This window comes from Microbacterium sp. MEC084, from assembly GCF_004514465.2.
In the GTDB taxonomy this organism is placed as follows: Bacteria; Actinomycetota; Actinomycetes; order Actinomycetales; family Microbacteriaceae; genus Microbacterium.
This window is the reverse complement of the sequence record NZ_MYFP02000001.1, coordinates 320,556-341,092: the sequence shown is the minus strand read 5'-3', so window position 1 is coordinate 341,092 and position 20,537 is coordinate 320,556. Positions and strand designations below refer to the sequence as shown.

The following is a 20,537-nucleotide window of genomic DNA, read 5'->3' as shown; positions in this document are numbered from 1 at the left end:
CCTGTCAGTCCGGATCGCGGTGCGCGCGTCGAACGCCGCTCGCGCCCACGGACCGAGGACCTGATGTGCCCACTCCCTTCCAGCCCCAGGCGAGGACCCGCGCCGCGAGCTTGTCGAGCCGCGGCGTGCGGGTTTGCCCGCGTGGGCGCACGGCGGGAGGATGGGCGCATGACCGGCTCCACCGATCGCGACGCGCTGCGCAACGAGACCCCGGCCGAGCGGTACGACCGTAACTGGATCGAGGTGCTGCAGGAGCTGCGCGTGCTGCAGACCGGCACCCAGATCCTGACGGGATTCCTGCTCGCGCTCGCGTTCCAGCCGGCGTTCCTCGACCTGGCCGAGGGGCAGCGGATCTTCTACCTGGTGCTGGTCGTGCTCTCGGCGCTGAGCGCCGTGATCGCGCTGGCTCCGGTCGCGCTGCATCGCATCCTGTTCCGCGAGGGGGCCAAGGGGACGATCGTCGCCTACGGTCACGCGTCCCTGCAGTCCGCGCTCGTGATCGTCTCGCTGCTGCTGGTGGGCGTGGTCGCGTTCATCTTCGACGTGGTCGTGAGCGACACGGCGTCGTGGATCGCCGCCATCCTGCTGGCGGTGTTCGTCGTCGTGCTGTGGCTGATCGTGCCGTTCTTCCTGCGGTCCCGGCGCAATCGGCGGGGCGAATCGTGACCGCGCCCGTCGGGATCGGCGTCGCCCAGTTCGCCCCCACCGCCGACGTCGCGGCGAACCGCGAGGCGGTGGCCGAGCTCGCGCGGCGCGGCGCCGACCGGGGCGCGGACGTCGTGGTGTTCCCGGAGTACTCGAGCTTCTTCACCGATCCGTTCGACGAGACGCTGGCGGCCCACGCCGAGGCGCTCGACGGCCCCTTCGTGCAGATGCTCACGCAGGTCGCCGCCGAGCTGGGGATCGTCGTCGTCGCCGGGCTCGTGGAGCGCGCGAGCGACGAGGGCCACGTCCGCAACACGGTCGTCGCCGTCGACGCCTCCGGCGTGATCGCCCGCTACCGCAAGCAGCACCTGTACGACGCGTTCGGCCAGCGCGAGTCGGACTGGATCGAGGCGGGCGAGCTGTCGGAGCCGGAGATGTTCCAGGTCGCGGGCCTCACGTTCGGCCTGATGACCTGCTACGACCTGCGCTTCCCGGAGGTCGCGCGGACGCTCGCCGATGCGGGCGCGGACGTCGCGCTCGTGCCCGCCGAGTGGGTGCGCGGACCGCTCAAGGAGCACCACTGGACGACGCTGCTGACCGCGCGCGCGATCGAGAACACGATGTACGTGGCCGCGGCGGATCATCCCCCCACGCTCGGGGTGGGTCATTCCGCCGTGATCGACCCGCAGGGCGTCACGATCGCGGCGGTGGGCACCTCGACCGACGTGACGGTCGGATGGGCCGACCGCGACGCGATCGCGACGGTGCGCCGCGTGAACCCCGCGCTCGCCCTGCGTCGATACCGCGTGGTACCGCGCTGAGCCGGCGCGGCGGTCGCCCTCAGCGGGCGTAGGCCGCCAGGCGCGCGGCGGCCTCGTCGAGGACCTCGGTGCGCTTGCACGCCGCGAAGCGCACGAGCGAGGCGTACTCCGCCCGGCGCTCCGGCGTCACGAACGCCGTGAGCGGGATCGCGACCACGCCGGCCTGCGCGAGCTCGCCGCGGCAGAACGCGTCGGCGTCCGCGACGCCGAGGGACGACGCGTCGGCGACCGTGAAGTACGAGCCGCGCGGCGCGGACACCGCCAGGCCCGCGGCCCGCAGGCCTTCGCCGAGGATCTCGCTCTTGCGCTTCATGTCGGCCGCGATCCCGGCGAAGAACGCGTCCGGCAGACGCAGCCCGGCGGCGATCGCCGGCTGGAACGGCGACCCGCTCGTATAGGTCAGGAACTGCTTCACGGTCTGGACGGCCGTGATCAGCTCGGCGGGCCCGCACGCCCAGCCGATCTTCCATCCGGTGGTGCGGAACGTCTTGCCGCCGGACGAGATGGTGAGCGTGCGCTCGGCGGCGCCGGGAAGCGCCGCGACGGGCAGGTGCGGGGCGTCGAACGTCAGGTGCTCGTACACCTCGTCCGACACCACGACGGCGTCGTGCAGGTGCGCCAGGCGCACGATCTCCTCGAGCACGCGCCGCTCGAAGACCGTGCCGGTCGGGTTGTGCGGGTTGTTCACCAGGATGACGCGGGTGCGGTCGGTCACGGCATCCGCGAGCTCGTCGAGGTCGGGCTGGAAGTCCGGCCAGCGCAGCGGCACGGTGCGGAGGGTCGCGCCGGCGAGCGCCACGCAGGCCGCGTAGGAGTCGTAGTACGGCTCGAACACGACCACCTCGTCCTCGGGGCCGTCGATCAGCGCCAGCAGCGCGGATGCGAGCGCCTCGGTCGCCCCCGTGGTGACCAGGACCTCGCCATCGGGGTCGTGGCCGAGCCCGTAGAAGCGCTGCTGATGCTCGGCGATGGCCTGGCGGAGCTCGGGGATGCCGGGACCGGGCGCGTACTGGTTGGCGCCGCGCGCGATCGCGTCCCTGGCCGCCTCGAGCACCTCGGCGGGGCCGTCCTCGTCGGGAAACCCCTGACCGAGGTTGATCGCCCCGGTGCGGCCCGCCAGAGCCGTCATCTCGGCGAAGATCGTGCTGCCGACGACCACCCCGCCGCCGCTCGGATCGGTCCGCAGGAGTCCCGCCCCCTCGGCGGTGCGCCGCCAGGCGCCGGCTACGTCTCGCATCCCGCCAGGCTACCGCCGGGCCCGCCGCGCAGCGCCCTCGGGCGGTCACACAGACGCCATACTGCCGTCATAGGTTTCGCAAAGGAAACGGCGCGACCCTGGAAGGGCTTCGGAAACCTGAAGCGCTCGCATCCCCGAAGCATCTGTACAAAGGAGCAGGCATGGACACCCAGCGTTCCGACGAGACGCCCGAGCCGACCTCGGGCGGTGCCCCGCAGGCCGGGCCGGGCGACTACCGCGCCCCGGACGGACTGCACATCCCGCCGCGGCCCCCGGCGCCCCACCCCTCGCCGGCCTACGGCACCGTCCCGCCGGCGCGGTATTCCGCGCCTGCGCCTCACGGTCACGCGTTCGGCCAGGCCGCGCACCCCCAGCTCACCCAGCCCACCCAGCCGCTGCCGAAGGACCTCCACGGGGGCGCCGGTCAGGATCGGCAGGAGCGCGCGAAGCCCGGCGCCGGCCGGGTCGCCGCCCTGCTGGTCGCCGCCGCGCTCGTCGGCGGGGCGGCCGGTCTCGGCGGCAGCTACGCGGGCGACGCGCTGTGGGGATCCGACGGCGCCCCCGGCGCCGCGTCGGGCCCCTCGAACATCACGGTGAACAATCCGGGCTCCGTCAACGAGGCCACAGCCGTCGCGACCGAGGTGCTGCCCAGCGTCGTGACGATCGAGGTGGCCGGCGGATCCGAATCCGGATCCGGATCCGGGGTGGTGCTGAGCGAGGACGGCTACGTCGTCACGAACACGCACGTGGTCACGCTCGGCGGGGCGACCGGAGACGCGCAGATCCGGGTGACGGCGTCGGACGGCCGGATCTACGAGGCCGAGATCGTCGGCACCGACCCGACCTACGATCTCGCGGTCATCAAGCTCGCGGACGCCCAGGGGCTCACGCCGATCGAGTTCGCGGACTCCGCGAAGCTCAACGTCGGCGACATGACCGTCGCGGTCGGGGCCCCGCTCGGGCTGTCGAACACCGTCACGACCGGCATCGTCAGCGCGCTGAACCGCAGCATCGAGATCGCGTCGGCGGCGACGCCCGAGCAGGGCGACGAGGCCGAGGAGACGCCGGAGCAGGAGCAGGAGAGCCCCTGGTTCTTCGACATCCCGGGACAGGAGTACCCCGGCCAGGCGCGCGAGTCCATCTCCATCGCGGTGATCCAGACCGACGCCGCGATCAACCCGGGCAACTCGGGCGGTGCGCTGGTCGACTCCCAGGGCCGGCTGATCGGCGTGAACGTCGCGATCGCCACGGCGAGCGGCTCGAGCGGCGAGTCCGGATCCATCGGGGTCGGGTTCGCGATCCCGTCGAACGTGGTGCAGCGGGTCACGGACGAGCTGATCGCCGAGGGCAAGGCCACGCACGGCCTGCTCGGGGCCAGCGTCACGCCGGCGAGCGCCGCGCGGGACGCGACCACGGCGGGCGCGCTGATCGAGGAGGTCACTCCGGGCGGCGCCGCGGAGCAGGCCGGCCTGCGGGCGGGCGACATCGTCACCGAGTTCAACGGCGTGCGCATCGGATCCGCCGTGGACCTCACCGCGCAGGTGCGCGCCGCCGCGGGCGGCAGCCAGGCGACGCTGACGTACGTGCGGGAAGGGGAGTCGCACACGATCGACGTCACCCTCGGATCGCTGGGGGAGTAGCCGGCGATCGAGTGATCGGCCGCCCCGCGAGCCACGGCAGGCCCGGACGGGCATGTCATAGGCTCGCGGGGTGGCCTCCTTCTCCTTCGGTGCGGGAAACGCGCGGAAGATCGCCCGGCTGCCGCTGTATGCGCTCGGGCGGCTGGTCACGCTGGTGACCCCGCGCACCGAACGCTGGGTCTTCGGCTGCGGCGCGGGGATCGGCGACGGGGCGCTCGCGCTCTGGCAGGTCGCGGCCGAGCACGGACGGGACGCGGTCTGGCTGACCGACGACCCGCGGGAGGCGCGCGACGCGGCGGCGCTGGGCATCCCCACGCTGCGCAAGTCGTCGCTCGCGGGGTTCTGGGCCACGGCCCGCGCCGGCGTGATCGTCGTGGCGTACGGTTTCGGCGACGTCAACCCCTATGCGATCGGGAGCGGCTTCGTCGCGCAGCTCTGGCACGGGATCCCGCTCAAGCGGATCGGCCTGGACGCGCCCGAGACGCTGCGCAGCCCCATCCGCATCGGCGCGGCGGCGGTGAGCCGCGCGCTGGGCCTGATGTACCGCGCGGCGGCCCGTCGCATCGACCTGCTCCCCGCGGCCTCGCACCTGGTGCGCGGGCGGCTGGAGTCGGCGTTCGGCCTGCCCGCCGAGCGCATCGTCGTGACCGGAGAGCCGCGCACGGACGTCCTCTCGCGAGGCACGGCCGAGGAACGGCGCGAGAGCGCGCGGACGCTGATCCGGAGGCTCGTCCCCGACCTTCCGGGAGAGCGGCTCGTGATGTACGCGCCCACGTGGCGCGACGGCGAGCCGGATCCCGCGGTCCCGGGGGCCGCCGACTGGAAGGCGATCGACGAGGCGCTCGCGCGCCACGACGCGGTGCTGCTGGTCCGCTCCCACCGGCTGGGCGCGGGGGACTACGCGCCGCCCGCGGGGGTGTCGCGGGTGCGCTCGCTCGGCGCCGAGCTGCTCAACGACGTCACACCGGCGCTCCCGGGCCTCGACGCGCTCGTCACCGACTACTCGTCGCTCGTGTACGACGCCGCGCTGGTCCCGCTCCCGGTGCTGTTCCTCGCGCCGGACGTGGCGGCCTACGCGCGACGCCGCGGGTTCTACGGCGCGTATCGCGACGTGGCGGGCGATGACGCCGCCACCACGTGGGCGGAGCTGCTGCCGCAGCTCGACGCGCTCCTCGGGGATCCCGCCGTCGCGGCGGAGCGCACCGCGCGTTCGCGCGCGCTGAGCGAGCGCGTCCACGCGTTCCACGACGGCCGCAGCGCGGAGCGCGTCTACGCGGCGATCGTCGCGCGCGCGGGCCTGGCGCCGGACGTCCCGCGACCCGCCGGCCGATCCACCGGCCCGAACGACCGAGTACGGAAGGCCACTCGATGACCTCGCAGATCACGGCCCGCTTCGAGCCGGGCGATCCGCAGCTCGTGATCCAGGGGGCGGGCGCGCGACCTGCGTCCGCCACGCTCACCGGCCCGCGCGCGCACGTCGACGGCCGGATCACCGGGGGCGGGAAGACCTGGACCGTGCGGTTCCCGCTGCGCGCGTCGCGCTGGGGCGGACCCGAGCTCCCGCTGCCCACTGGCGAGTACCGCGTGGGCATCGAGGGGGTCGAGATCGACGCGCAGCTGCCGATGCGGGTGCTCGGCGGATCGTCGCGTGCGGGCCTCCGGGCCGAGCTGCGCGGCGCCGCGCTCGTCGTCGGCCCGCCGGTCGACCCGGTCTACGACGATCCCGATGCGCAGGGCGCGCTCGAGCGGCGCTACGTCGACCGCGCGACGCCGCTCGAGAACGCCGTGTTCTTCGAGAGCTTCTACGGGCGCGGCGCGGGCTGCAACCCGTTCGCGATCGACCGGGAGCTGGCCCGGGTGGCTCCCGGCGTCATCCGGTACTGGAGCGTCGTCGACCTGTCGGTGCGCGTGCCCGAGGGAGCCGTCGCTGTCGTCGAGGGCAGCCCCGAGTGGTGGCGCGCCCGCAGCGCCGCACGGCTGCTCGTCGTCAACGACTGGCTGCGGCGCCGGTACGTGCGCCGACGCGGGCAGAAGGTGCTGCAGACGTGGCACGGAACGCCCCTCAAGCGGCTCGCCCTGCACCGGCCGGGCTTCGACCCCCGGCGCGCGGGCGCCGTCGTCAAGGAGTCGCTGCGCTGGGACGTGCTGCTCGCGCAGAACCCCTACGCGGCGCGCATCCTGCGCAAGGCGTATGCGTTCTTCGCTCGTCCCATCTGGGTGGAGGGCTACCCGCGCAACGACGCGCTCGTGAACGGCGACCCCGCGGCGATCCGCAGGGAGCTGGGCATCGCGCCGGGGGAGCGGGTGCTGCTGTACGCCCCCACCTGGCGCGACGACCGTCAGGAGATCGTTGACTTCCTCGACCCCGAGGCGCTCGCCGCCGAGACCGGCGCGGTCGTCCTCGTGCGCGGGCACTCCCGCACTCTGCTCCCGGGACATGACGTCGCGGGCGCGCGCGTGATCGACGTGACCGGGTATCCGGATGCCGCGCCGCTGCTGCTCGCGGCCGACGCGCTGATCACGGATTACTCCTCCGTCATGTTCGACTTCGGGGTCACGGGCAAGCCCATGTACTTCCTCGTGCCCGACATGGAGCACTACCGCGGCGAGCTTCGCGGCTTCTACTTCGACCTCGCCGCCCGCGCTCCGGGACCGCTGGTGCGCACGCAGGACGAGCTGGTCGCCGCGCTCGCCGCGGACCCGGCCGAGCACGCGGACCGATACGCGGCCTGGACCGCCCGGTTCAATGCGCGCGACGACGGCCGGGCGTCGGAGCGGGTCGTGGCCCGCATCCTCGATCAGGGCCTCCTCGACCGCTGACCCGCGGCCGGCTACGGGAGCGGGGTGTTGCGGCCGTCGAGCCGGGAGGTGTCGACCGTGTCGTGCGCGCCGCGCGTGAGGCCGACGAGGAACCCGGCCCCCCACGCCAGGTGCATCGTCGGCAGCACCGCGAGGGTCCAGAGCTTGTCGCGCAGGCCCGATCCGCCGCCGCGGCCGGCCGCGACGACCAGGACGAGCAGGATGTACGCCGCCACCGGCACGTGCACGAGCGACGCGATCGCCGCCCAGACGCCCGAGACGACTCCCGTGATCTGCAGCACGCCCACCACGACGGAGAGCAGCACCGCGAGCACGAGCACGGGCGGCGCGAAGAAGCGCAGCGAGTTGCGCAGACCGTAGCGGCGCACGAGCTCGCCGCGCCAGGTGCCGGTCGCCACGAACTGCCGCGCCAGCCGGATCCAGCTCTCGCGCGGCCAGTACGTGACGGACAGCGCCGGATCGAACCAGACGCGGTAGCCGGCCGAGCGGATGCGCAGGTTGAGCTCCCAGTCCTCGCCGCGGCGGATCGACTCGTCGAAGAGCCCGACCTGCTCGAGGACGGCGCGGCGCATCACGCCCAGGTAGGCCGACTCGGCCTCGCCCTCCGGAGCCCCGCCGTGGTAGGCGCCGCCTCCCAGCCCGATCCGCGAGTTGTACGCGCGCGCCACGGCGCGCTGGAACGGCGTGCGCCCGTCGGCGCGCATCACGCCGCCGACGTTCCCGGCGCGCGTGCGCTCGAGCGTCGCAAGCGCCCGCGCCGTGTAGCCGGGCGCGAGTTCCGAGTGGGCGTCCACCCGCACGATGGTCGGGTGGGAGCTGGCGCGGATCGCGGCGTTGAGCCCCACCGGAATGTCGGCGGCCGGGTTCTCGACGAGCACGATGCGGCCGTCCTCGGCCGCCAGCTCGCGCGCGAGCTCGGTGGTGCCGTCGCTCGAGGGGCCGAGCGCGAGGACGACCTCGACCGGGCCGTCGACCCGCTGCTCCAGCACCGTCTCGACCGCGCGCCGGAGATAGCGCCGCTCGTTCAGCACGGGCATCACGAAGGACACGCCCGAGCCGGGCGGGACCGCCGGCGCGTCGCGTCGCGGCGCCTCCTGCCGAGACGCGCGGAGCCGCTCGGCGGGATCGTTACGCATTCGTCGATCATCCCACGCAGGTGCCCGTGAGACCGCTGGTTAGGCTGGTCGGATGGGCGTGGCGCGGGATGTGAAGACGGCGGTCGGACTCCTTCGGAAGGCCCTCGCCTCACGCCGCGCGAAGCACGCCATCAGGGCCGCGCTGGCCGCCCGCCCCCCGCACACGCCGGGCACCTTCCGCATCGCGGTGTACTTCGCCGACGGCGACGTGAACATGTACCAGATGCGGCAGTGGTACCGCCCGCTCGCCGAGCTCGCCCACACGCACCCGGTGGTCGTGATGGCGCGCAGCGCCACCGGCGCCGCGGCCCTGCTGAAGGATGACGCGCTCCCCGTCGCGTTCGTGCCGACCGTGCGGGACATCGAGCGGTTCCTCGACGCGCAGGACATCCGGATCGTCCTGTATGTGAACCAGAACACGCGCAACTTCCAGATGTTCCGGTACGGCGAGCGCTGGCACGTGTTCATCAACCACGGCGAGTCCGACAAGATGTACATGACCACCAACCAGTACAAGGCCTACGACTACGCCCTGATCGCCGGGCAGGCCGCGCGCGAGCGCCTGAGCCGCACGCTGTGGGACTTCGATCTCGACCGCCGCACGATCGAGATCGGCCGGCCGCAGGCCGACCACTACTCGGGTGAGCTTCCCTACACGCCGGACCAGCGCACCGTCGTGCTCTACGCGCCCACGTGGGAGGGCGACCGTCCGGCCGCGCACTACGGCTCGATCCGGACCCACGGCGAGGCGCTCGTGCAGGCGCTGCTCGCGACCGGGCGCCATCGGGTGATCTATCGCCCTCACCCGCGCAGCGGCGTGGTGGATCCCGAGTTCGGGGAGGCGAACCAGCGGATCATCCAGGCGATCGAGGCGGCGAACGCGGCGGATCCGGAGGCGCATCACGTGTACGACGACGGCCCGGATCTCGGCTGGCAGCTGGCCGCCGCGGATGTCGCGATCGCCGACGTCTCCGCCATGGTCTACGACCGCCTCGCGGCCGGGAAGCCGCTGCTCATCACGCGCCCGGCCGATCCGGCCGCCGAGGTGGACGAGGGCGGCTACCTGTCTGCGTGCGAATGGCTCCGCGCCGAGGACGCGCCGAGAATCGTCGAGGAGGTCGAGCGCGTGCGCCACGACCCCGAGGCGGCCGAGCGCCTGCGCCACTGGGTTACGCACTACTTCGGCGACACGACGCCCGGCGCCGCGACCGCGCGCTTCCACGCCGCGATCGAGCAGCTCATGGCGAAGTGGGACGACTGGAGCGCGCGGGCCGGCCGGTGACCCGCGCGGCGCGGCCGACTCGCCGGGAATGGCGTCGCGCTCCGATCCGTTGTAGTCTGTGATGCTCGGTGCTCGTCACCGAGATCGCCCGGTCTCCGGACCGGGATGGCAATTCCACAGCGTGCGACAACGGCTCCTTCGCGAGAAGGAATTCACGGGGCTGATCGGTTTCGACAGTGCTTGCGAATCTGCGAGAAGCGGGCCGAGGATGCAGGGTTATCTCGCAAACGCTCCCTGCAAAACAATAAGTGCCAATGCAAAGCGCACTGACTTCGCCCTCGCTGCCTAAGCGAGCCCGATAGTCCGTCAGACCGTGGGTGATCCCGACACGGATTCTGGCGTCATCTAGGGATCTCGCTGCGTGACGGTGTCGGGACGTCACGCGGGACTCTTTCTCGACTGGGCCCGTCGACTTAGGTGTCTGTGACAAAGGTCGGGGCCGAGCAGAACGCTCTCACAGACTGCGCCCGGAGAATCCCCAGAGACTCAGCGCTGGACGGGGGTTCGATTCCCCCCAGCTCCACGACCGTCGTCGCACCGCTCGAAGGCCCCGCGATCCTCTGGATCGCGGGGCCTTCTGCGTCGCGGCGCGTAACACTCGTCGTCCCTCTGGCGGTGGGAGCGCTCTCGAAATTACGGTATCTCGCGTGGGCATCCTCCTGTATGGCGACCTCCCTCCAGTCGACCTGGACGATCGCACGCTGGCGCATCTCAAGGTGGTGATGCTGGCCAAGCTCCGTCGCCACGAGAGCTTCTGCGTGTCCTGGCCGCACTGCGACGGCAGCGGTCGCAGCACGATCTGGGTGGGGCCCGGCATCCCGCTCCGCTTCGTGTTCGAGTCCGCCGAGTCGCCGCAGCTCGACCCGGGCCTGCTCGAGGAGCTCGCCGAGGAGGCCCTGGGGCTCAGCGGCATCCAGCTCGGCGAGCGCCTCGTGACGACCTAGCCGGGCGATCCGCTCTCGAGCCGTCAGTCGCGCCGCACGGACAGCAGCGACCAGCCCTCCGGCACCTGCGCCTCGAGCGCGGCCATGTCCTCGGCCCGGATCTCGCGCGTCTCGCCCCAGCGGGCCATGCGGCCGGTGGCGGTGAGCGCGCTCGATCCCTTGGGCATCGACACCTTCGCGTGGGTGAGCTGCCATCCCTCCGGCACCTGCGCCTCGAGGGCCCGGTGCACGTCGTCCAGCGTTGCGCCCTCGGCGCTCAGCTCGCGGGTCTCGGTGGGACGGATGACGCCGATCAGCACGTCCTCGATTTTATCGAGGGCCGCGCCGGCGACCCGTCAGGCGGTCGCCCACAGGCTCTGGCTGATGCGGCGCCGGAGCAGCACTCCGCCGGTCTCGGCGGCCAGGCGCTCCGCCTCGTGGCGGGAGAGCGGGCCGACCGCGTTGCCGGGTGAGCCGGAGCGCTTCACGGCGTACTCGAACCAGTAGTGGCTGCCGTCCGTGTCCACGTCGTACATCTCCCGTACCTCCCGCACTGAAGGATGCGCGAGACGCGCCACAGATACACGCGTCACTCGTCATCGGGCTCGCGCGCGGACTCCCGGATGCGGCGGGCCTCGGCGAGGTCCTTCTCCTCCTTCTCGGCGGCCTTCTCGATCTGCGTCGTGTCGCGTGGCGGCAGCTGGATGCGCTCCTCCGCCTCGATGCCGGCCTGCAGCTCACGGGTGCGCTCCAGCTCCGCATCGAACTCGGCGCCGAACAGTAGCGCCATGTTCGCGATCCACACCCACAGCAGGAAGATCACGACTCCGGCGAGCGACCCGTAGGTCCGGTCGTAGCTCGAGAAGTTCGCGACGTAGATGCCGAAGCCCAGCGACGCCAGCGCGAGCGTGACGATCGCGATGACCGCGCCCGCGCTCACCCAGCGGAACTTCGGCTGCTCGGTGTTCGGAGTGAAGTAGTAGAGGGCGGCCACGAAGAAGATCACGACGCCCACGAGCAGCGGCCACTTCGCGATCTGCCAGATCAGCTGGCCGGTCTCGCCGATGCCCAGCGCCTCGCCGACGGTGCGGGCGACGGGACCCGAGATGATCAGGAGGCCGATCCCGATCACGGCCAGCACGATCGTGAGCAGCGTGAATGCGAGCTGCGCGGGCTTGCGCTTCCAGAACGGGCGGCCCTCGTCGATCTCCCAGATGCGGTTCATGGCGCGGCTGAACGCGCCGACGTAGGCCGACGCCGACCAGATCGCGACGGCGACACCGGCGATCAGCGCGATGCCGGCGCTGGAGGAGCTCGCGACCTCCTCGAGCGGGCCGCGAAGGCCCTCGGCCGCGTCCGGCGCGACCTCGCGCACGATGCCGAGCACGGCGTTCGCGGCCTCGCCGTCCTGCCCGACCACGCCGAGCAGGGAGAACACCGCGATCAGGCCGGGGAACAGCGACAGCACGGTGTAGAACGTGAGGGCGGCGGCGAGGTCGCGGCACTCGTCGTCTCCGAACTCCGCCACCGTCTTCTTCAGCGCGTACTTCCATGACGGCTTCTCGATCTCGCCGAGGGAGTCGGGCTTGTCCGGATGATCCGGATCGGGGGAGTGCTTCTGGTCGTCGACCGGCGCGGACGTCGTGCGGCTCATGATGGTGCCTTTCCAGGGGTGGGGACGGCGGCCCGTGCCGCCGCCCCCGTGTCGTGCGGGTGGTCGGAGGTCAGCTGCCGCTGACGTTCGACCGTGCCTCGTCTGCGCGCTCGCGCACGGTGACGGCGGCATCCTGCGCGTCGGACTGCACGTGCGATGCGGCGTCCGAGGCGGTGTCCTTGACCGCCGTGGCGGCCTCCTTCACGGGCTCCTTCAGGTCCTGACCGACCTGCTGCGCGACTTGCTTGGCCTCGTCGACGAGCGGCTGGGCCTGCTCCTTGACGCCCTCGGCCAGCTCCTTCTCCTTGGCGGAGGCGGGGATGAGCGAGGACACCACGAGCCCGGCGGCGAACGCCATGAGGCCCACGGCGAGAGGGTTGCCCTCGGCCTTGGCGGCCACGCGGTGGGTCACGTCGGAGACGCCGCCCGCGACGGACGAGCCGCGATCGTGCAGCGCCGAGCCGGCGTCGTCGGCGGCGCCCATGACGCGGGTGCGGAGCGAGCCGAACGCGCCCTTGATCTTGTCGGTCTGGCGGTGCACGACCTTCGAGGGCGTGACCTTGTCGACCAGAGCGTCGGCGTCGCGGCTGAGTTCACGGCGAGTGCGCTCGATGTCGGCGCGGATCGCCTCAGGCGAATCGGTCATCGGTTCTCCTCATTCCTCTTCAGTGCGTCGGGGATCTTCCCGAGCGACTCCACGGTGCGCGGAGCCCCCTTCACTTCCTTGATCTGATTGCGGCCCGTCAGGAACAGCGCCGCGGCGATCACGGCCCAGATGACCGCGACGAGCACGGCGGACCAGCCGAGCCCGATGAGCTGACCGAGTCCCCACCACAGGGCGACGGACAGGAAGAAGATCGCCATCGACGCCGCGTAGCCGGCGCCGCCGATCATCCCTCCGCCCTTGGCCGCCCGCGACGTGGACTCCTTCAGCTCGGCCTTGGCCAGCGCGATCTCCTGCCGCATCAGCAGCGAGAGATCCTGCGTCACCTCGCCCAGCAGGTCGCCGAGCGACGTGTTCGCGGCCTTCTGCTCCGAGGGCGTCGTCTCATCGGCCATCGTGCGGCTCCCCGAGTCCCTCGAAGCCCGGCTCGGCGGCCGGGTTCGCAGCGTGCGAGTCGTCGTACAGCGGCGTGGACTCGCCCGCCGCGCCCGTGGACGTCACCGGCTGGCCGCCCTGGGGCGTCGGACGGATGTCCGAGACGCCCGAGCCGAACGCGGGGTCGACGGTGTGCGCGGTCGCGGGGTCGTCGCCCTCGCCGCTCGCCCATTCGCCGGTTCCGGTGCCTGTGCCGGCGGTGCTCGAGCCAGCGGTCCCGGCCCCCGTGCCGACCGCCCCGGCGCCCACCCCGCCGCGGACGCCCGTGCCGACAGCCGTGCCGGGCGAGTAGCCGCCCGCACCGTAGCCCGTGCTCGCGCCGACGCCCGTGCCGGTCACCGGCGCGGGCGGCGGGACCGTGCCCGAGGTGCCGGCGGTGGCGCCGCGCTCGTCGGCCGCGGACTCGCCGAGTGCGCGTGCGAGGCGACCCGCCAGCACGCCGGCGACCAGTGCGCCGCCGATGAAGAGGCCCGGCTTGCGCCGCGCGAAGGTCTTCACCTCGTCGAGCAGGCTGCCGGGGTCGCGGGCGGACAGCCACGACGAGACGTCGGTCAGCTTCGTGGACGCCTGGCGCACGAGGTCGGTCGCGACGCCGCCGTTCTCCGAGTTGCGCGCGAGCGACTGCAACTCGTCGCCGATCGAGCGGAGGCCGTCGGCCACCCGCTGCTGCTGCGTGGCCGCCTGGTCGCTCAGCTCGCGCTTGGTCTGGGCGTACACCTGCTTCGCCTGCGTCTTCGCCTCGCGGGCGACCGTCGACGCCTCCTGCTTGGCGGTGTCGAGGACGTGCCCGGCCTCGGCCTTGGCCGTGCCGGCGACCTCCGAAGCCTCCTGCTTCGCCGTCTCGGTCGTGCCTGACGTGGATCCTGTGCCTGTCGTGGTCGACGGGGGCACCGCTCCATAGTTCTGCGACATCGGTCTTCCTCTCCCTTACCGCTTGCGGACGTGGGACTTCGATGTAACGCGCAAATCGCGGGCGGCACCTACCTCTTGACGCGAAGGCGCGGCCGTGGCATGAGAACGCGCGGAGCGCCATCCAGTGGCGCAGTCAGGCGCGGAATCGGCGGAAGAAGGTCAGGGCCAGGTGATGACGGCGAGGTTCTGCTTCGGCGCGGCGACCTTCACGAAGCCGTCGCCGAACGCGTACGCCATGGCGTCCTCGGGAACCGGCGCGAACGGCTCGGTGTAGACCGCCAGCCCGCCCTCATCGCTGCGCGTCCAGCCCTGCTCGGTGAGGAAGGCCTGCCACTTCTCCGCGCCGGCCGCGTCGAGCGGGGCCCATCCGAAGATCTGCACGCCGTGGTCGGTCGCGACATCCGGTGCGCCCCACGTGCACATCACGCCGCCCTCGATCGACGTGGTGGCGGGATCGCCGAAGCTGAACGGCTCCTCGATCGCCTCGAGGCCGTAGCCCTTGAACTCCGCGATGAGGGACTCCGACAGGATCGTCTCGCACGTGGGCTCCGCGTTCGGATCGACCGGGGGAGCGCTCGCCCCCGCGGTGGGCGACGAGGGATCGGCGGGTGCCGCGCCCGGCTCCGGCGCGCACGAGGCGAGGCCCAGCGTCGCCGTGACGGCGAGCAGGACGGCCGCCGCGCGGCGCCCGGGGGTCATGACGTCCCCGTGCCGTGCAGGACGTCGAGGATCGCGTCGTGCAGCACGCCGTTGGTCGCGACCGCCGAGCCGGACGCGATCGTCGGCTCGCCCTCGAACGAGGAGAATCGGCCGCCCGCCGCGGTCACGATGGCGGCCGCGGCCGCGAGGTCGTACTCCTTCACGTCGAACTCGCCGACCATCTCCAGGCGGCCCTCGGCGAGGAGCATGTACGACCACACGTCGCCGTAGGCGCGGTCGCGCCAGACGCGCCGAGTGAGCGCGACGAGCGCGTCGAGGTGGCCGGCGTCATCCCACTGGCCGATGCTCTGGAAGCTGACGCTCGCGTCATCGAGCGTGGCGACGTCCGACACCCGGATGGCGCGCGGCTCGCCGCCGTCGACGCTGGTCCACGCGCCGAGCCCGATCGCGCCCCACCACCGGCGGCCGAGCGCCGGCGAGCTCACGACGCCGAGGCGGACCACGCCGTCGATCTGGAGGCCAATCATGGTGCCCCAGACGGGTACGCCACGGAGGAAGTTCGCCGTGCCGTCGATCGGGTCGATGATCCAGCGGCGGGCGCGCTCCTCGTCGGCGCCGTACTCCTCGCCGAACACCCCATCGTCCGGGCGCTGCTGGGCGAGGAGCTCGCGCACCGCGCGCTCGGCGGCCAGATCGGCGTCGGTCACGTGGGTGCGGTCGGCCTTGCGCGACACGTCGAGGTCGGCCGCGTCGAAGCGCGGCAGGGTCTGCGCATCGGCCGCGTCGGCCAGGCACAGCGCGAGCTGCAGGTCCGCGTCGAGATCGCCGAACGACAGGGGGGAGCCGGACGCGGGGGGAGTCACCGGAACAGGATACCTGCGGGCGGTGTCGAGCCCGCTGAGGCGCCGCCGCGCCTGGATCAGAAGGGAGCGGGTGTGCGCGGCAGGTAGTAGATCGTCTCCGCCGCGTGGACGTAGTCGTATCCCGCCGGGCTGCGCATCCGCATGCGGCCGCGCGAGAGCTGCTCGAAGCGCCAGGGGGAGAAGTGCTTCATCATGTGGTGCTGCTCGCAGACCGCGGCCATGTTCGTCACCGCGGTCGGGCCGCCGCGCGACCACGGGATGGTGTGGTCGATGTCGGCGTGCTTCGCCTTGACGGTGCATCCCGGGACCCGGCACGTCCGGTCCCTGGCGAGCAGGTATCGACGCTGCGCGGCGGTCGGATGGTGATGGTCGACCGTGAGCAGGGCGCCGGTGTCGGGGTGCAGGAACACCCGCTCCCACCCGACGGCGGTTCCCGCGAGGCGACGGGCGGTGTCGGGGTCGATCGGGCCGTAGCCGGCGAGGAGGGCGGGCCCGTCGTCGAGGCCCGCGAGCGTCGTCACGGGGATGACCACCTCGACCGTCGCGGTGATCGCCTGCTCCAGCTCGTGGCCCGTGGGCAGGCCGCACAGCAGCAGGTCGAGCGCGATGTCGGCGCGCAGCTGGCCGAGGTGCCGATCGTCCGTGTACTTGGCGTAGGCGGGGTCCTCGGGCGCGGGCTCGACGCCGTCGAGATCGCGCACGACCGCGCGGCGGTCGCGCTTCACCTCCTCGCCGCAGGAGGTGAGGCGGTCGTGCGCGGCATGGATGGCGACGGCCGGTCCGATGATGCCGAGCATGGCCTGGCCGTCGGGCAGGTCCTCGACCCACGTGCGCCGATCGGCCCGCGCGCGCTCGTGGCGCTCCGCGAGCGTCGTCGGGTGGTGGCGCTCGGCGATCTGCCTGGCGAGGCTCTTGATCCCGTGCGGCGTCCTCGTGGCGGCGAGCGGGACGACCTCGCGTTCATAGGCCTCGCGCGCCTCGGGCTCCGGGATGTCCGCACCGGCGGCGACGATCTCGCGAGCGTGCCGCTCGGTGATCCGCCCGTCCGACAATGCTTCATGCGTTGCGGGGAACTTCGAGACGAGCTCGTGCGCGCGATCCATCCGGGACTGCATCGCGCGCGGCGACTCCTTGAGGGCCAGAGCGAGCTCGGCGGTCATCGAGCGGAGGGGGAACGCGTGGTCGCTCCCGTTCGGGTCGCGTGCGACCTGCTCCAGCGCGATCCCGGTCACGTCGGCGAGGAGCGCGGCCTCGCGCGCGTCGAGCCGGGCGCGCTCGGCGCGGATCCGCTTCAGCTCCTCGATCGAGGCACGCGTGCGCGACCGCTCCGCCGGGGTGAACCCCCAGCTGACCTCGTCGGCATCCTCGAACCTCGGCATGCCCCCTATTCTCGCACCCGCCTCGGACATCCGTTCGAATGTTCGCGGGGGTGTGGAGAAGTGGATCAGCTCGGAAACCTAGGGGACGAGGGCCTTGTCGGCCACCACGATCGTCGTGCCGCGCGTCTTTATGTGGAAGCGCTCCGTCGCCTTGACGAGTTCGCTCAGGCGCGCGAACCCCCAGTTGCGGGAATCGAAGTCCGGCGCGTTCTTGCGGACGTGCTGTCCGACCGGGGAGAGATTCGCCCAGCCCTGTTCGTCAGCAGTGGCCAGGACCGCCGCGCGCAGCAGCGCGACGAGCTTCGCATCGCCGCCTGGTGACGACGTCTTCGTCGCGCCGTCGCGCTCCCGTGCCGGGGTGGCGCCCTCGAGCAGATCGAAGTAGGTGAACTGGTCGCACGCGTTGCGGAACGCGCTCGGCGTCTTGCGCTCGCCGTATCCGAGCACCGGGATGCCGTCCTCCCGAATGCGCGCCGCCAGTCGGGTGAAGTCGCCGTCACTCGACGCGATCGCGAAGGCGTCGATCCGGCCCGAGTAGAGGATGTCCATCGCGTCGATGATCAGGGCGCTGTCACTCGCGTTCTTCCCGACGCTGTTCTGGAACTGCTGGATGGGCTGAACCACATGCTCGCTCGCGGCCTCCTTCGAGTGCCGGAGGTCGGGGCGGGTCCAATCCCCGTACGCGCGTTTGATCGACGCGATGCCGTGGCGCGCCACCTCGCCCAGCACGGGTCCGACCCACGCCGGGGCGATGTTCTCGGCGTCGAACAGCACGGCGATGGACTTCTCGCGGCGCGACCCCCGAGCCGGGAGCGCCGCACCCGCCGGCGTCACTCGGGAAGCACCCAGATGAGGCCGTCGATCAGCGCGCCCGTGGTGCCGGCGAGGACGTCGGGCTGCTCGTCGCTCGACGAGAACGCGAACCGCGAGGCGAGCGTCAGGCGCTCGGCGCCCTGAAGCTCCCGGATGAATCCGCGCACGCCGGCGGCGGGGCCGTTCACGCCGATCTGCACCGGGATGGCGAGCAGCGCTCCGGATTCGGCTGCGGGTGCCGCGGTCGGGTCCGCGGCACCCGCAGCCGGGGCCCCGGCGGACGGCGCGGCCTCGGGCTGAGCGGCAGGCGCTGCCGCACCGTCGGGGTTCGCGCCGTCGGAGGCCGGGGGAGCCGCGGGCGGCGCCTCGGTCGCGAGCGGCTGGGAGTCGGCCACGGTCACCTGCGTGATGGAGACCCCGGTCGCCGCGGCGAGGCGGTCGAGCTCCGCGAGCCAGTCGTCGTAATCGCCGTCGGCGGGGACGGCGCGCTGCAGCTCGGCAAGGCGATCCTCGTGCGCGGCGAGTCCGTCGCGCGCTTCGGAGAGCTGCGCGATGCGCATCTCGAACAGCTGGTTCTGCGACTCGATCTGGATGCGCTCGGTCGTGGCCGCCGCGGCGGCGTCGAGCGACGGCTTGACGCCCCACACGAAGCCGACGCCGAGCAGTCCGATCGCGAGCACGGTCGCCAGCAGATAGGTCGCGCCGATCCGGTTCACGATGCGTCCTCCTCCTCCGCCGGGGCCTCCGCCTCGGGCGGCGTCACGAGCCGGCGGTCGGTCAGGTCGACCGCGATCTCGATCGTGTAGCCCAGCACCCCGGTGCCGAGCGCGTCGGGCGCCTCGGCGACCGCCGCCCGCGGCGTGGCGTTCTCGAATCCCTCGACCTCGTTGAGCGCGCGCACCCAGGCGGCTGTGTCGGGGATCGTGGGCGTGAAGGCCGTGAAGGTGAGCGTGCCGATCCGGGCGCCGCGGAGCGGATCCGCGGGCTGCGCGATCTCCGTGAGGGGCGTGGTCGAGTCGACCGCGACCGTCGTGACCCGGGAGCCCGCCGGCAGCGCGCGACCGAGATCGTCGAGCAGGCGCGGCCAGTCCACCTCGTCCGCGGATGCGGTCGCGAGCGCCTCCTCGGACCGCGTGATGCGGGACAGCAGCGCGCTGACGTCACCGAAGCGGCCCTGCCGGTCGGTCAGCTCGACGGTCCGCGCCGCCGCGGCGTCGCGAGCCAGGTCGGTCGTGGCCGCGTGCCACAGCGCCGTGCCGACGCCCGCGAGCACGAGTATCGCCGCGAGGAGCACGATGATGAGCGCGCGCCCGCGCGCGACCCGCCAGGCGCGGGCATTGCGCAGCTCGGTCGGCAGCAGATCGACGCGGGGGACGCCGCCGACGTCGAGCGCGTTCGCGGGGCGCCGCGCGGGGCGGGGGCGCTTGGCCTTCGCCACGGGCTTCGGAGCCTTGGCGGCCTTCCCGACCTTCTTCTTCACCTTGCCGCCGGGCGCCGCGTCGGTCTGCTCTCCCGCCAGGAGCACCGCGAACGCGTCGTCCGAGGCGGGCGCGCCGTCGCCGAACGTGCTGCGGCGGGCCCGGCGACCGCCGACCTCCTCGTCGGCGCTCACGACGCCACCCCCATCGCCAGCCCGATCGCGACCGCCGAGGAGCTCGCGGCGATCGCGGCGCGGTCGACGCGGCGCGCCAGGCGCACCTGGTCGAGCGGATCGGCGGGAAGCACGCGCTTGCGCGTGCGGGCCTGGAGCTGCTCGCCGAGCAGCTGCGAGTGCATCCCGTGACCGGTCAGCAGGATGTGGCGCAGCTCGCCGGCCTCGCTCGTGCCGAGGTAGTAGTCGACCGTGTTCCCGACCGCGTTCACGAGCGGCTGGGCGGCGTCGCGCAGCGCGTCGATCAGGTACGGCTCGCTCGCGAGGTCGGCGGTCACGACGGCCGCCTGCGCCTCGGCGTCCTCCAGGCCCAGGAGGGCCGCCAGCTGGGTCGCGACCTCGTCGAGGCCGCTCGGGATGATCCGGAGGAACTGCGGCACGCCGTCGGACGCGATCAGCACGTTGGTCGTCGAGCCGGTCGCCTCGACGAGGCCGACCGTGCCGTCGGCGTGGTCGCCGCGCAGCAGGGTGCGCGCCAGCGCGAAGGGCACCAGATCGACGGCTTCGGGCCGGAGCTTGGCGCGCCGCACGGCGCTGACGTTGTCGTCGACCGCGTCGCGCGCGGCGGCGACGAGGAGCCCGCGCACCTTGCCGGGATGCGCGGGATCGCGCTCGATCGGGTAGAAGTCGATCAGCGCCTCGGACGAGGGGAAGGGGAGCAGCCCGTCTGCATGCATCGGCAGCGCGAGCCGCACCTGCTCGGGCTTGCCGTCGTCGACCGTGAGGGGCCGGGCGATCACGCGGTGGCTGCCGATGCCGAGCGCGACGGCGCGCGTGCTGAACCGCGCGCTCTCCCACAGGCGCCGCAGCGCATCCGCGACGGTGTTCGGCTCCACGACCTCGCCGTGGTGGACGGCTCCGGGCGGCAGCCCAACCTCGCCGAACCGCTCGACGCGCGGCGACGCGGTGCCCACGCCCGAGAGCTCGGCGCCGCGGACCGAGGTGCTGTCGAAGTCGAGCCCGATCACCCTGCCCATGCGAGGGCTCCCGTCGGAGTGGAGT

The 20,537-nt window shown here is 72.8% G+C and carries 22 protein-coding genes and 1 other RNA gene; 8 read left to right on the top strand and 15 right to left on the bottom strand.

Annotated features, from left to right (window positions below; translation table 11 throughout):
• Window positions 1–168: 168 nt before the first annotated feature.
• The gene (locus B5M43_RS01665; protein WP_134745756.1) at window positions 169–666 is read left to right on the top strand and encodes a DUF6328 family protein; all 498 of its coding nucleotides are present in this window, start codon (window positions 169–171) and stop codon (window positions 664–666) included.
• Complete coding sequence (locus B5M43_RS01660; RefSeq protein WP_374198144.1) at window positions 663–1,466, top strand: carbon-nitrogen hydrolase family protein; 804 nt, start codon at window positions 663–665, stop codon at window positions 1,464–1,466. Before B5M43_RS01665 ends, B5M43_RS01660 begins: the two co-directional genes overlap by 4 nt.
• A gap of 19 nt (window positions 1,467–1,485) precedes the next feature.
• Here B5M43_RS01660 and B5M43_RS01655 read toward each other — a convergent pair whose 3' ends face one another.
• Complete coding sequence (locus B5M43_RS01655; RefSeq protein ID WP_134745757.1) at window positions 1,486–2,703, bottom strand: aminotransferase class I/II-fold pyridoxal phosphate-dependent enzyme; 1,218 nt, start codon at window positions 2,701–2,703, stop codon at window positions 1,486–1,488.
• Window positions 2,704–2,864: 161 nt separating this feature from the next.
• Here B5M43_RS01655 and B5M43_RS01650 point away from each other — a divergent pair, with 161 nt between their 5' ends.
• From B5M43_RS01650 to B5M43_RS01640, 3 genes are all read left to right on the top strand, one after another.
• Window positions 2,865–4,343 carry a S1C family serine protease gene (locus B5M43_RS01650; RefSeq protein WP_134745758.1) on the top strand — a complete coding sequence of 493 codons (1,479 nt, stop codon included), beginning with the start codon at window positions 2,865–2,867 and terminating at the stop codon, window positions 4,341–4,343.
• Window positions 4,344–4,413: 70 nt separating this feature from the next.
• Window positions 4,414–5,715, top strand: coding sequence for a CDP-glycerol glycerophosphotransferase family protein (locus B5M43_RS01645; RefSeq protein WP_134745759.1), 1,302 nt, complete (start codon window positions 4,414–4,416; stop codon window positions 5,713–5,715).
• Complete coding sequence (locus B5M43_RS01640; protein WP_134745760.1) at window positions 5,712–7,163, top strand: CDP-glycerol glycerophosphotransferase family protein; 1,452 nt, start codon at window positions 5,712–5,714, stop codon at window positions 7,161–7,163. The genes B5M43_RS01645 and B5M43_RS01640 overlap by 4 nt, the downstream gene beginning before the upstream one ends.
• 11 nt (window positions 7,164–7,174) lie before the next feature.
• On the opposite strand, the gene B5M43_RS01635 is transcribed toward B5M43_RS01640, so the two are convergent.
• Entirely contained in the window at window positions 7,175–8,299 is a 1,125-nt protein-coding gene (locus B5M43_RS01635) for a glycosyltransferase family 2 protein (RefSeq protein WP_055989638.1), read from the bottom strand.
• Window positions 8,300–8,351: 52 nt separating this feature from the next.
• On the opposite strand from B5M43_RS01635, the gene B5M43_RS01630 reads away from it, so the two are divergent.
• From B5M43_RS01630 to B5M43_RS01620, 3 genes are all read left to right on the top strand, one after another.
• A complete protein-coding gene (locus B5M43_RS01630; protein WP_134745761.1) occupies window positions 8,352–9,581 on the top strand; it encodes a CDP-glycerol glycerophosphotransferase family protein in 1,230 nt (409 codons plus the stop codon).
• Between the two features lie 156 nt (window positions 9,582–9,737).
• Window positions 9,738–10,107: a transfer-messenger RNA gene (ssrA, locus tag B5M43_RS01625) on the top strand.
• A 121-nt stretch (window positions 10,108–10,228) separates the two neighbouring features.
• Window positions 10,229–10,525, top strand: a complete 297-nt coding sequence (locus B5M43_RS01620) for a hypothetical protein (protein WP_134745762.1) — start codon at window positions 10,229–10,231, stop codon at window positions 10,523–10,525.
• Between the two features lie 23 nt (window positions 10,526–10,548).
• Here B5M43_RS01620 and B5M43_RS01615 read toward each other — a convergent pair whose 3' ends face one another.
• The 13 genes from B5M43_RS01615 to pilM form a co-directional block, all read right to left on the bottom strand.
• A complete protein-coding gene (locus B5M43_RS01615; protein ID WP_134745763.1) occupies window positions 10,549–10,824 on the bottom strand; it encodes a hypothetical protein in 276 nt (91 codons plus the stop codon).
• Between the two features lie 36 nt (window positions 10,825–10,860).
• Window positions 10,861–11,040, bottom strand: coding sequence for a hypothetical protein (locus B5M43_RS01610; protein ID WP_055989628.1), 180 nt, complete (start codon window positions 11,038–11,040; stop codon window positions 10,861–10,863).
• Window positions 11,041–11,093: 53 nt separating this feature from the next.
• The gene (locus B5M43_RS01605; protein WP_205829483.1) at window positions 11,094–12,158 is read right to left on the bottom strand and encodes a YihY/virulence factor BrkB family protein; all 1,065 of its coding nucleotides are present in this window, start codon (window positions 12,156–12,158) and stop codon (window positions 11,094–11,096) included.
• A 70-nt stretch (window positions 12,159–12,228) separates the two neighbouring features.
• Window positions 12,229–12,804, bottom strand: coding sequence for a DUF3618 domain-containing protein (locus tag B5M43_RS01600; RefSeq protein ID WP_134745764.1), 576 nt, complete (start codon window positions 12,802–12,804; stop codon window positions 12,229–12,231).
• A complete protein-coding gene (locus tag B5M43_RS01595) occupies window positions 12,801–13,217 on the bottom strand; it encodes a phage holin family protein (RefSeq protein ID WP_134745765.1) in 417 nt (138 codons plus the stop codon). The genes B5M43_RS01600 and B5M43_RS01595 overlap by 4 nt, the downstream gene beginning before the upstream one ends.
• A complete protein-coding gene (locus tag B5M43_RS01590; protein ID WP_134745766.1) occupies window positions 13,207–14,169 on the bottom strand; it encodes a hypothetical protein in 963 nt (320 codons plus the stop codon). Before B5M43_RS01590 ends, B5M43_RS01595 begins: the two co-directional genes overlap by 11 nt.
• A gap of 159 nt (window positions 14,170–14,328) precedes the next feature.
• Window positions 14,329–14,868 carry a hypothetical protein gene (locus tag B5M43_RS01585; protein ID WP_134745767.1) on the bottom strand — a complete coding sequence of 180 codons (540 nt, stop codon included), beginning with the start codon at window positions 14,866–14,868 and terminating at the stop codon, window positions 14,329–14,331.
• Complete coding sequence (locus tag B5M43_RS01580; protein WP_167626773.1) at window positions 14,865–15,692, bottom strand: inositol monophosphatase family protein; 828 nt, start codon at window positions 15,690–15,692, stop codon at window positions 14,865–14,867. The genes B5M43_RS01585 and B5M43_RS01580 overlap by 4 nt, the downstream gene beginning before the upstream one ends.
• A gap of 56 nt (window positions 15,693–15,748) precedes the next feature.
• Window positions 15,749–17,071: an HNH endonuclease signature motif containing protein gene (locus tag B5M43_RS01575; RefSeq protein ID WP_167626774.1), complete on the bottom strand. Its 1,323-nt coding sequence runs from the start codon at window positions 17,069–17,071 to the stop codon at window positions 15,749–15,751.
• 78 nt (window positions 17,072–17,149) lie between these two features.
• A complete protein-coding gene (locus tag B5M43_RS01570) occupies window positions 17,150–17,845 on the bottom strand; it encodes an NYN domain-containing protein (RefSeq protein ID WP_167626775.1) in 696 nt (231 codons plus the stop codon).
• Window positions 17,846–17,901: 56 nt separating this feature from the next.
• Window positions 17,902–18,600 (bottom strand): hypothetical protein, encoded by a 699-nt coding sequence (locus tag B5M43_RS01565; protein ID WP_134745770.1) that lies wholly within the window; start codon window positions 18,598–18,600, stop codon window positions 17,902–17,904.
• On the bottom strand, window positions 18,597–19,496 hold the full coding sequence (locus tag B5M43_RS01560) for a hypothetical protein (protein WP_055989599.1): 900 nt from the start codon (window positions 19,494–19,496) through the stop codon (window positions 18,597–18,599). Before B5M43_RS01560 ends, B5M43_RS01565 begins: the two co-directional genes overlap by 4 nt.
• A complete protein-coding gene (gene pilM, locus B5M43_RS01555) occupies window positions 19,493–20,512 on the bottom strand; it encodes a type IV pilus biogenesis protein PilM (RefSeq protein WP_134745005.1) in 1,020 nt (339 codons plus the stop codon). The genes B5M43_RS01560 and pilM overlap by 4 nt, the downstream gene beginning before the upstream one ends.
• Window positions 20,513–20,537: the final 25 nt, after the last annotated feature.